At 46.5% G+C, this 10,684-nt stretch carries 11 protein-coding genes and 1 pseudogene; 1 reads left to right on the forward strand and 11 read right to left on the reverse strand.

Features of this window, described 5'->3' with window-relative positions:
- Positions 1–89: 89 nt before the first annotated feature.
- The 4 genes and pseudogenes from I8J29_RS09605 to I8J29_RS09620 form a co-directional block, all read right to left on the reverse strand.
- Positions 90–305 (reverse strand): annotated as a pseudogene (locus tag I8J29_RS09605) (pirin family protein); the annotation flags it as partial.
- Between the two features lie 230 nt (positions 306–535).
- A complete protein-coding gene (locus I8J29_RS09610) occupies positions 536–1,282 on the reverse strand; it encodes an SDR family NAD(P)-dependent oxidoreductase (protein ID WP_208847393.1) in 747 nt (248 codons plus the stop codon).
- Positions 1,283–1,629: 347 nt separating this feature from the next.
- Complete coding sequence (locus tag I8J29_RS09615) at positions 1,630–2,325, reverse strand: Crp/Fnr family transcriptional regulator (RefSeq protein WP_208847394.1); 696 nt, start codon at positions 2,323–2,325, stop codon at positions 1,630–1,632.
- Between the two features lie 10 nt (positions 2,326–2,335).
- The gene (locus tag I8J29_RS09620) at positions 2,336–2,668 is read right to left on the reverse strand and encodes a thioredoxin family protein (protein ID WP_208847395.1); all 333 of its coding nucleotides are present in this window, start codon (positions 2,666–2,668) and stop codon (positions 2,336–2,338) included.
- 466 nt (positions 2,669–3,134) lie between these two features.
- Here I8J29_RS09620 and I8J29_RS09625 point away from each other — a divergent pair, with 466 nt between their 5' ends.
- Positions 3,135–3,593, forward strand: coding sequence for a cupin domain-containing protein (locus I8J29_RS09625; protein ID WP_208847396.1), 459 nt, complete (start codon positions 3,135–3,137; stop codon positions 3,591–3,593).
- Positions 3,594–3,718: 125 nt separating this feature from the next.
- Here I8J29_RS09625 and I8J29_RS09630 read toward each other — a convergent pair whose 3' ends face one another.
- From I8J29_RS09630 to I8J29_RS09660, 7 genes are all read right to left on the reverse strand, one after another.
- The gene (locus I8J29_RS09630; RefSeq protein ID WP_208847397.1) at positions 3,719–4,810 is read right to left on the reverse strand and encodes an oxidoreductase; all 1,092 of its coding nucleotides are present in this window, start codon (positions 4,808–4,810) and stop codon (positions 3,719–3,721) included.
- A 106-nt stretch (positions 4,811–4,916) separates the two neighbouring features.
- Positions 4,917–5,474 carry a TetR/AcrR family transcriptional regulator gene (locus I8J29_RS09635; protein WP_338113112.1) on the reverse strand — a complete coding sequence of 186 codons (558 nt, stop codon included), beginning with the start codon at positions 5,472–5,474 and terminating at the stop codon, positions 4,917–4,919.
- 143 nt (positions 5,475–5,617) lie between these two features.
- On the reverse strand, positions 5,618–6,643 hold the full coding sequence (locus I8J29_RS09640) for an NAD(P)-dependent alcohol dehydrogenase (RefSeq protein WP_240546028.1): 1,026 nt from the start codon (positions 6,641–6,643) through the stop codon (positions 5,618–5,620).
- A 99-nt stretch (positions 6,644–6,742) separates the two neighbouring features.
- A complete protein-coding gene (locus tag I8J29_RS09645; protein WP_208847399.1) occupies positions 6,743–7,318 on the reverse strand; it encodes a P-loop nucleotide/nucleoside kinase family protein in 576 nt (191 codons plus the stop codon).
- Between the two features lie 178 nt (positions 7,319–7,496).
- Positions 7,497–8,330 carry a carbohydrate ABC transporter permease gene (locus I8J29_RS09650; RefSeq protein ID WP_090649384.1) on the reverse strand — a complete coding sequence of 278 codons (834 nt, stop codon included), beginning with the start codon at positions 8,328–8,330 and terminating at the stop codon, positions 7,497–7,499.
- 26 nt (positions 8,331–8,356) lie between these two features.
- Complete coding sequence (locus I8J29_RS09655; protein ID WP_420831107.1) at positions 8,357–9,313, reverse strand: carbohydrate ABC transporter permease; 957 nt, start codon at positions 9,311–9,313, stop codon at positions 8,357–8,359.
- Between the two features lie 21 nt (positions 9,314–9,334).
- Positions 9,335–10,660, reverse strand: a complete 1,326-nt coding sequence (locus tag I8J29_RS09660) for an ABC transporter substrate-binding protein (protein WP_208847400.1) — start codon at positions 10,658–10,660, stop codon at positions 9,335–9,337.
- Between the last annotated feature and the right edge of the window lie 24 nt (positions 10,661–10,684).

Here is a 10,684-nt window from a genome sequence, read left to right on the forward strand (position 1 = left end):
CAGCCACTACTTAGGGATAGTGACCATTACAATTCCCTGTTAGCTGCATACTTATTTACGCCAAATAGTTAGAAGGCAAATAACAAAAGATTAAATCGTGTTGCCTTATAGGACGGTGTAAGACCTCTTTGCTCCGGCTCAAACCAAAGTTGAAGGCTGACATCTTCGGTCTCGGATGGATTATGTTCGGTATGCACCACTCCAGTACCGGCTGACATTCGTTGTACACCGCCAAAATTCGTAATCATCACATTCCCTAGGTTGTCCTCATGTCGAAGATCTCCTTTAAGAACAATGGATAATATTCCCACATATTAACCAACCCAGATCGAATGAATGCCTTGACTCTGCGGGATATTTATTTAATACGCTCCTTAATAAACCTAAGTGGATAAAGAAGTTGCAACATCGGCTTGACGCAGATGGCTGTACAAAATAAAACTCAGGCAGAGAACTAAGTTAGTTTACTCTGCCTGAGTTAAGAAAAGTGAAGCATTTTGAGTATGTCAGCGAATTAGCATTTACGCAAAGGAATTTAAATTTGAGCCACGCCGCCATCGACGAACAATTCGATGCCATTTACATAGCTGCTATCCTCTGAAGCCAGGAACATCACGGCACTAGCGATCTCTTCCGTTTTGCCTAAACGGCTCAGTGGAACGTTGGTCTTGGCGGATTCAAGGACTTGATCTAACGCTTCGCCAAACAAACCGTCGTAAGCCGGCGTATGGACAAATCCCGGGCTCAGAACATTAATTCGAATGCCGGTGCCTTTCAAATCCAGAATCCAGTTTCTTACCATTTGGCGAAGAGCTGCCTTAGATCCTCCGTAGACGCTAAATCCCGGGTCGCCAACTGAGCCTGCAGTCGAACCCGTCAAAATAATTGAGCCCGTTTGATTTGGAAATAGAGGTAAAGCTTTTTGAATAGTAAACAGCGTACCTTTAACATTCACATCAAAAGTAAGACGGTATTGTTCCTCAGTAATCTGACCCAGGGGTAGAATACTACCAAGACCAGCGTTTGCAAATAAAATATCTAGTCGTCCTTTTTCTTGCTTTACTGTTTCAAAAAGCTTGTCCAAGTCATTAAGATTCGAGATATCCCCTTGTACGCCGGTAACCCTTTCCCCAATCAATTTTACTGCCGCGTCCAATTCACTTTGCCGGCGGCCGGAAATGAATACGTGTGCCCCTTCTTCAACAAGTTTTTGCGCGGTAGTAAGCCCGATGCCGCTTGTTCCTCCCGTAACGACTGCAACCTTGCCCTCGAATTTCTTCATGATTTTTACGCTCCTTTTTATTGGTTAGCACCGAATTTTATAACTATATATCAATCTTTACGCAATCCGTAATTTGACTCACCTGCGGATTCAGTCATCTGATACTCAAATGACGGATGGGGTTTTGCAAATCGATAACCAAAGCATCGGATTTTTCAGTCCGGCTTGGAAATAATAATGAAGTTACATCCTCCTTTGTTAAAAGCAATCTGGGTACCATGGCTCAACGGTTTGTGGCTTTTTCTCTCAGAGGAGATGCATTCATCATAGTCCTTATAAAAAAAATGTTCAGTAATGTAGATTACCTAAACTGACTTCGTCTAATGGTGATTATGCCCACTTCGGGTCTAGCTCAGTTCTTCTGTAAGTTTTTGAATATGAATCATAACCATTTTTCGGCTGGTTATGAGAATACCCTCATTGGTTAATTCTTGCAAAGTCAGTGATACCGCTTCTCTTGTAGCACCGATCATATTGGCCAGTTCTTGGTGAGTCAACGGGATATCAATTTTTCGGTACCCGTTTTCTTCAACACCGAATTTAATAGAAAGTCTGTTGAGAAAGTAAAGAACTTTTCCCCGAAGATCTCTAAAGACCATTTTTTCTACTAATTCATCCTGAATTTTTAGTCTCTTACTCATTTCAGATAAAAATCTTAAGGTTAACTCTGGATGCTTACTTAAAAGCGGTTCGATTTGTTCAGCAGGTATCGAATAAATCAGCGATTCTTCCATCGTTTCCACGTAAGTTCCATCTGTGGCTAATGAAAATGATTCACTTTCGCCAAATACTCCACCTTCGCTTAGAATGCAAACCGTATACTGTTTGCCTGCCGGATTCGTTTTATAAAATCGAAGTTTTCCCGTCATGACGAAAAACAAGCCTTTTCTCTCGCTGCCGGGTGTTTGAATAATGGAGTTTTTAGGTAGCGTAATGATACTCGACTCATTAGATATCTGTTCAAGTTCATGGATAACTTCAGCTGGAAGGGATTCGAATATCTTGATACGTGACAATAAAGTTTTGTTTTTGTCCTGTTTCATTGTGTTTCACTTACTGGTTTTCCGAAGAATGAAGCGTACTTAGAAATTCCCTTATTTGAGTCGGCGTTTTAGCGAATTTACTGTGCAAATGCTCCAATTTCTCCCCATTCTTGAATACAAGCAAGCTTGGGATTCCCTTAACGCCATATTCTTCTGCAAGCATATCGAATTGTTCCGAATCTACAGCGAAGAAGGATTTGTCATGATGCTCGTCGACAATGTCTCCAATAAATCGATCTAAATTTTTGCAATCCGGGCACCAAGTTGCGTCGAATTTCATGATTGTATACCGGTTTTGATTAATTTGCTGTTGAAATTGCTCCTGATTTTCAATTCTGTTCATGGTAACTCCTCCTTTTTAATGGTTCAACCTGTCTGAGCTGATGATTTCATTTTAGAATTCCCCATTACTCCACGCTTATCCAAATAACGAGTCGTTTAGGGTGAACTCTCACATTCCCCCCTTTTTTGCATTCATCATAAACCACCGATTATTCCTTTTCTGTAATCGCGATTACAAAACTTACTCCGACTTTGCTGGGAACTTCGAATAAATACCTTCTTTCTAACTAATAATGATCTAAACTCCTTTCATACTACGTTCTCAGTCAACTATGAACCATCATACAAACCGTTCTGTCTTACGACCTGATCAAAATTTATATACTAAATGGTAATATTTACATTTGTGAAGCAGATTACTGAGCTATAGCGTTTTTGTTACTACAATAGGGGAGCAAGCAAGGAAGAAGCGAGGCGGTCACTGCGTTTCTTCTTTAATAAAATATATTTTCAATGGAGGAACATGAATGTCGACATTTTTGGATGTGATGGGTCCGCGAATCAAGTTATTAACTGATTTAGTGAAGAACCGAGATTATAGTCTTATGGAAGCAGAAGTCCCCGCTGGTGTGGTCGTTCCTGTTCACAGTCATGATGACCGCGAGACCTTTGTTGTTCTTACGGGAGAACTTGAAGCTTTTACCAATGACAGTTGGAAGATCGTTCATGCGGGCGAAACAGTAGACATTCCCGGTAACGTTAAACATGCCTGGAGAAATTCGACGAATGAAACTGTGAAATTATTAGTTGCATCTACTGCGAAAATGGGAGACTTCTTTGTTGAAATCGGCCGGCCAAGTGATTCTGTTCCCCCTGGCCCCCCTTCTCCAGACGTTTTGCACCATTTTGTCGAAGTGGCTATTGCGTATGGGTATTGGCTTGGAACACCTGAAGACAATGCATCGATCGGCATAAAATTAGGTTAATAATTCCTTAATTTAGAAAGGGCATCGCCCCGTCGAGAAATGAGAGCGAATGCCCTCGGAGCTTATGACAAGATCTTAATGTCATAAAATAAAAAAGCTGCGATTTTACGCAGCTTTTTTACTTGTCACCCGACAATTTCGGAATCTTTAATTGTAGGTCCTTCTGCTAAAACCTCTCCCGTGAACGGAATAAGGCGCTGGTTATTTTGCACTTTAATTGGCCAATCGTGATTAGAAAGCGCCATTTTCGCAATAGAGACCAGATCACCGCCATCGCTCAATGCTTGTTCGGCATCTTCAGGTTGAGCAATCCCTCCATTCACAATGACAGGGATTTTGCCGTATTTTTTGGCAAGCGAAGTCAGCGTCGGACCGCTGTCGCCAAAAGCCGGGGCTTTGGCATTATAGTCTGTTACGTGAATGTAATCGGCTCCGGCATTGGCGATCGTTTCAAAAATGACCTTCGCATCCGCTTCGCCTTTTGGCCATTTGAATTCAAAATTGTTCATCTTATATTGCGAAATTTCAACACCTACGATGAAATTCTCGCCTATTTTCGATTTGATAGCTTCTACGGTTTCTACGATGAACCGCAGACGATTTTCCAATGAACCTCCGTATTCATCCGTTCGGTTATTTGTATACTCGGTGAGAAATTGGTCGTGTAAAAAACCCTTCCCGACATGTAGTTCAATACCGTCGGCTCCGGCCTTCTTGGCGTTTGCCGCCGCGTTAGCGAAATTTACGATAAGTTCTTTTATTTCCTCTACCGTGAGAGCCGTGGAAATCGGGTATTCGCCGCCCTGACCATATGCCTGTACTCGTTCTCCGTTTGGCTTCAAGGCCGAAGGGGCGACCGTTATGTCTTGATCCCCAAACCACTGCGATAACGCTCCTGCGTGTGCTAATTGAATGATGATTTTAGAGCCCTTGGCATGGACCGCCTCGATGACGCGTTTCCATCCTTCAATGTGCCATTCGTTTGTGATCCCGGGCATATTTACCGATCCTTTGCTTAACTTATCGTCCATATAGGTAGATTCGGTAATGAGCATCGCAAAGCCTCCTGCAGCAAATCTTGCGTAATAACGCGCCATTCTCTCTGTTGGGTTGCCATTGGGCTCGGCGGAAGCTCTTGTCATCGCGGCTAAAACAACCCGATTTTTAAGCGTAAGATGTCCTAGCTGAAAGGTGGAAAGAAGAGCAGTCGTATTCATGTTGTCGATTCTCCTTCATATTAAGTTTTGAGCTTGTCTTTCCGTATAATGACTTATTTAAATTTCTTCTTACTTTACCAAGCAGTCAAGTAAGAGGCAAAAAAAATTAGGTTTTCATTAAACCGAAAGCTGTTCTTAATATAGGTTCGGTTTGTTGGTTATCTTGCCCGGATTTCTGTAACACTCGAACGCCTTGAAGAGCATTGGCTAAATGCAGAGCAAGCTCGGAGGAAGTATATTGGGTCGTAAATTGTCCGGCTGCTTGTCCTTTTTCAATCACCTCCTCTAAGGCAAGCCGGACATCATTATTCATACCTTCCACCTGTTTAGTTACGTCCGCATCGCTTATCCCGAATTCCAAAGCGGTATTCACCATCAAACATCCCTTTCGGGCATCTTCCCTGTTCTCGCACATTGAAGTGGACAGAATGGCGTCAATTTGATCCTCTGGCGAGCCTTCGCCTGCTATAATCTCCTGTAATTTAAGGAGATTATGTTCACGGTACAGAACCAATGCGCTTAAAAATAAAGCACGCTTATCCTCGAATACCCCGTACAGACTTTGTTTCTTTACTTTGGTCTTATTCGTGATGTCTTCAAAAGAGGTTGATTTAAACCCTTTGGCCCAAAACACTTCCATAGCCTGGAATAGCACCTGATCCACATCGAATTCTCTTGGTCTCGTCATGTAACGAATTGTATGCTTTCTTGACCCGCAAGTCAAGTAAGATAAAATCTATCCCTTGGAGAGATCCTGCGAATAAGCGAGCATTTGTGAGAAACCTGCATCGTACCGAGGGAGCTGAATTATCTTTTCATGTACACGACGATTTTCCCTTTCGCACGGCCTTCTCCATGATAACGCATTGCCTGAGCCGCGTCTCTTAATGGATACTGCCGATCTATGACAGGCACGACCTGACCAGCTTCGACAAGAGCCTTCCAAACCATTTGATCGTCGTGATTCGGCTTATGAACCAAGATAGCTATTTTCTTTCTTTCAAGCCACGCTGACAGCGGTGCCGCCAACAAAGCTTGAAGAATACGATGCAGGGAACCGCCGACCATGACATACGTGCCACCAGACGCAAGCGCGCGCTTCACCGCGGAAACCGAATGGTTTCCGACGACATCGAGGATCAGGTCGTACCGTTGTCCGATTGTGGTGAAGTCATCTTTCGTATAATCCAAAACATAATCAGCCCCAACGGAACGCAGCATATCCAATTTCCCGGCACTGTCAACGCCGGTCACTTCTGCCCCGTGCAATTTGGCATATTGAACCGCGAACGTACCGACTCCGCCACCTGCTCCATTAATTAGAACCCGATGGCCGTTTCGTAAATTTCCTTTATCTCGCATACCTTGCAAGGCTAGAACAGCCGCCTGAGGAATAGCCGCCGCCTGCTCGTAGCTCAGCCCGGCAGGCTTTGGCGTCAAGGCTTCCTCACTGGCGCTTACATATTCCGCAAACCCGCCCCAGCCGCAACCGGAAAGGTCCCCGAATACCTCATCCCCCGGTCGGAATCGTTTGACCTTGGCCCCCGCGGTGATGACTCGCCCCGCGATATCGGCGCCAAGAATTCGGTAACGGGGTTTGCGGAACCCGCCAAGGCGGGTTAAGTATGGTTTCCCGCGGAGAAGATCCCAATCCCAGGAATTCACCGATGCCGCATGGACCTCGATCAACACTTCATGGTCTTCAGGTACAGGGATATCCACCTCTTCAATTCGAAGGACTTCTGGCGATCCATAGGTGTCATATACCATCGCCGTCATCGTGCGTGCTCTTCGTTCGTCGGGGAAGCCTGCAGCTTTAATCTCTACTCCCATTGTCGTCCTCCATACGATAGACTTATGCGAGTACCGGCTAGTCTTACATTTTATTCTTCACGAAAACGCAATTACCTTTATTTGTAATATAACTGCCCGTTAGCGCTTTTCTTGTGCGATACGAATTCGCTGGAGTAAGTCAACATAATCCAAACTGTGGGGTGTTGTCGTGTTGACTCTAAGGACTGTACCACCACTAGCAAGCGGCGTAAGATTTTCGTGTAAGAGTCGTTCCTTGTTTGCTTCTTGTTGAATCCATTCCAGATCCCGATGTCCGATGTGTCGTTCTGTTGTCCCTATACGAGCAAGAAAACGCTCCAAGAGGACTTTTCCATCCACGTTACACATGATTTGAAATGGCTCAAAATCGTAAGCCTCTTTCAATTTATGAAACTCTGCACTTCTTAGTTCCGGTCGACCAAAAAAACCTTCGATGATTAAGGACTTTCCGGCTGATAGTAATGAACTTGCGACTGAGTATAAGAGGGTAAATGACGCAGGCGCTAGCAACGGCGGACACCCGTTCTCTTGACATTCTAAGGCATCGTACAGGGTCTCATATAGACCGTCTCGGGAGAATACCGGAAACCGAACGTCTTTAGAAAGTCGCTTTGCTAACGTTGTCTTTCCTGAGCCAGGAAGCCCATTCACAAGTATTAACAATGGCTTTTCCAAGTAGTTTGACCTCCAAATGATCATTCATGAATTAATACGCCCACACCAAGATATCCGTTGAGGAGCTTACTTGTTTTCGTATGGCTTTCCCCGGTCAATTAAAAGAGCGACGTCTTGCTCTGCAGCCGGAAAAGGAGCCCCCGAGAGGGCCCCTTGCTTCCGATTGCGATTTAAACCTTCAGCCTTTGATGCCCGAAAGCGTTACGCCCTCGATAATATACCGCTGCCCGATGATATAGACGATGAGCACCGGTATAAGCGCGATCGCCGCTCCCGCCATCATCAGGGTCCAATCCGTCGCGTACATGCCCCGGTACAGGTTGAGCATCATCGGAACGGTGAATTTATCCGGGCTGTTGAGGAAAATCAACGGATTAAAGAAGTTGTTCCACATGCCAAGGAAGGTAAATATCCCCAGCGCCGATAAGGCCGGCTTGATCAAAGGCAGCATAATCCGCAAGTAAATCGTCCATCGGTTGGCCCCGTCCACGATAGCCGCCTCTTCCATCTCCTTGGGAATGCCTTTGAAGAACTGGCGGAGCAGAAACACCCCGAAGGCATTCAGCAAAGCAGAAGGAACAATGATCGACAGATGGGAATCCAGCCAGCCGATGTTCTTCATAATGAGATACAACGGAATAATCGTAACCTGTCCGGGAACCATCATGGTGGCCAGAAACATCAGAAACAGCGGTTCGCGCATGGGAAAACGGATCTTGGCGAACGCATAAGCGGCCATGGAACAGGTTAGCAGCTGCGATAGAACGACGATCACATTAATATAGAAGCTGTTGAAGTATGCCCGGCCAAACGGCAGCGCCGTCAGAGAGTCCTTGAAGTTGGACCAGACGAAGGGGCTTGGAATCCACTTCGGCGGCACGATGAATACCTGCGATAAATCCTTCAACGCGCTAAGCACCATCCAGACGAAAGGGAGTGCCATTACGCAAGCCCCCAGAATCAGCACAAGATGGAGCGCCAAGGTGGAAATACGGATGCCTTTTAGCTGCATATCGCTGCTCCTCCTTACCGAATCTATTAGTCCTCGTAATGCACCCAGCGTTTGGATATGCCCATTTGAACCAGTGTCAGCGACAAAATGATCAGAAACAGGATGACCGCCGCCGCCGTGCTTTTGCCAAATGTAAAATCTACAAACGCGGTCTCATAAATATGGAACACAATGGTATAGCTAGCCTTGGCCGGCCCTCCTGAGGTCATGACGAAAGACTGGTCGAATACCTGAAAGGAACCGATGATCGACATGATGGTGACAAAAAAGGTGGTCGGCGAAATCAAAGGAATGGTAATATGGCGCAGCTGCTGCCACTTGCTTGCTCCGTCAATCTGGGAAGCTTCATAATAGCTTGCCGATATGCCCTGCAGACCCGCAAGAAACAGCACCATATTGCCGCCAAGCCCCATCCAGATGCTGAGCATCGCGATGGACGGCATCACAAACCGCGTATCCGTCAGCCACATCGGCCCTTTGATCCCGAACCATTCCTTCAAATACAGATTGATGAGCCCAAAATCCGCGTTGAACAACCACATGAATACGACGGCTACCGCAACCGACATCGTGATGTTCGGCATGAAATAGATCAGCCGGTAGATCACCTTCCCCCTGACCCGGTTCAGCCCGATTGCGACGAGCAGAGCCAGCAAAATGCCGGTCGGCACCGTCAGCAAGGTGTAATAAAGCGTATTGACAATGGCGATCCGGAATTCTTCATCCTTGAATTGGGAGATAAAGTTATCCAATCCGACAAATGACCGCTCTCCGAAGCCATCCCATTTCATCAAACTCAGCACAAAGGCCATAATGAGCGGAAGCAGCGAGAAACAGAGCAGCCCGACGAATTGCGGGAAAATGAAGAAGTATCCCCAGAAGCGGTCCGTTGTCTTGTTGTTCAAGGGCTGCCGTTGCGGGCCGATTTCCGGGCTTAGGGTGCCTGCTGCCTGTGTTTGCCTGGTATTCACATCCATCGTCATCCCAACTTTCTTTTGCTGGCCTTATTTCTTCTTATATTCGTCGATTTTTTTGTTGGCAAGATCCTGAATCTCCTGCATGGCCGTGTCCAGATCCTCATTTTTGAGCCATAACGCTTCAAAGCGGGAGTTAATGTCCGCGCTGAGTCCGGGAATGCCGGCTTCGGCAGGCGTCAGCGCATAGCCGACTTCCCGGGCATCGAGAAACAGCTTCGCATGCTCCGGCAAATTGCCTTCCAGCACCACATCGTCCGCTCCTTTGACGGACGGAACCGCGTTGCCGCCGCCTTGCAGGCGATAGATCTGGCCTTCTTTACTGACGAACTCCGTCAGGAACTTGTAGGATGCTTCTTTTTGCTTGGACGCTTTATTCAACACCATATAAGCAGTGGGGATACCGGCTGGCTCGATTTTGTTGCCCGTATTGGTCGGCCAGGTTACCACGTCATATTCGAGACTGGCATTTTTCTTGAACAGCGGGAGGTACCAGCGTCCGGCGCCGACAAATCCGACCTGGTTGGACATGAACATGGCATCGCCGCCTTGACCTTTAGGAAGCGTACCGGAGAACGTAATATTTTTGGCCTTCACATTGTCATAGAGGAACTGGAAGGCTTCTTTTGCTTTGGGATCGGAGTTGCCGACATAGGCTCCGGACTCGTCATATACTTTACCGCCGTTTGCGGTTACCCAGCTGTGGGTGCTGTTCCAGGAATTATCCAGTACATAGCCGTATTTGCCGGTTGTGCGGATTTTCTCGGTCATCAGCTTGAATGCGTCCCACGTCCATTCGCCCTTCTCCTGAAGATCTGCCGGCATATCCGTGACGCCCGCATCCTTCAGCACCTTCTTGTTGTACCAGAGAACCATGGGATTACAGTCCACCATGATGCCGTAAATTTTATTGTCGCGCTGCGCTGCGCCCCACAGTCCTTCGAAGTAATCCTCCTTCTTCAGCGTGCTGCCCGACACTTCCATCAAGGGTGTCAGCTCTTCAATGCTGCCATTCTCGATCAGCTTCACGATGAAGGCATCACCCGCATAAAAGATATCCGGCGCTTTGCCGCCCGTAAGCTGTGTGAGGATCTTCTGATCGTATTCGCCGGGAATCGGAATGAGTTCGGCTTCAATATCGGGATGCTTGGCGTTGAAATCCTTGGTAAATTCCTGAAATCTTGTCAATTCGCCAGGATTCCCCCATGTCGCCCAGGTAATTTTTACTTTCTCCCCTTTGGACGGCGCTGTATTTCCCCCTTCGGTCTGACCTTCTTCATTGCCTGACGCACAAGCCTGCACTAGAATCGATAGCGTAAGAACAAGAGCCAGCAGCGACCATTTTTGCTTTTTCATTCCGAATTCCTCCTTTAAATTGTC

It is taken from the genome of Paenibacillus artemisiicola (assembly GCF_017652985.1).
Classification (GTDB): domain Bacteria; phylum Bacillota; class Bacilli; order Paenibacillales; family Paenibacillaceae; genus Paenibacillus_Z; species Paenibacillus_Z artemisiicola.

Excerpts from the sequence above, each read along its gene's own strand:
- I8J29_RS09655 (WP_420831107.1), bottom strand. The coding sequence starts at position 9,313 with ATGACGATGGATGTGAATACCAGGCAAACACAGGCAGCAGGCACCCTA.
- I8J29_RS09620 (WP_208847395.1), bottom strand. The coding sequence starts at position 2,668 with ATGAACAGAATTGAAAATCAGGAGCAATTTCAACAGCAAATTAATCAA.
- I8J29_RS09615 (WP_208847394.1), bottom strand. The coding sequence starts at position 2,325 with ATGAAACAGGACAAAAACAAAACTTTATTGTCACGTATCAAGATATTC.
- I8J29_RS09625 (WP_208847396.1), top strand. The coding sequence starts at position 3,135 with ATGTCGACATTTTTGGATGTGATGGGTCCGCGAATCAAGTTATTAACT.
- I8J29_RS09640 (WP_240546028.1), bottom strand. The coding sequence starts at position 6,643 with ATGGGAGTAGAGATTAAAGCTGCAGGCTTCCCCGACGAACGAAGAGCA.
- I8J29_RS09660 (WP_208847400.1), bottom strand. The coding sequence starts at position 10,660 with ATGAAAAAGCAAAAATGGTCGCTGCTGGCTCTTGTTCTTACGCTATCG.
- I8J29_RS09630 (WP_208847397.1), bottom strand. The coding sequence starts at position 4,810 with ATGAATACGACTGCTCTTCTTTCCACCTTTCAGCTAGGACATCTTACG.
- I8J29_RS09610 (WP_208847393.1), bottom strand. The coding sequence starts at position 1,282 with ATGAAGAAATTCGAGGGCAAGGTTGCAGTCGTTACGGGAGGAACAAGC.
- I8J29_RS09650 (WP_090649384.1), bottom strand. The coding sequence starts at position 8,330 with ATGCAGCTAAAAGGCATCCGTATTTCCACCTTGGCGCTCCATCTTGTG.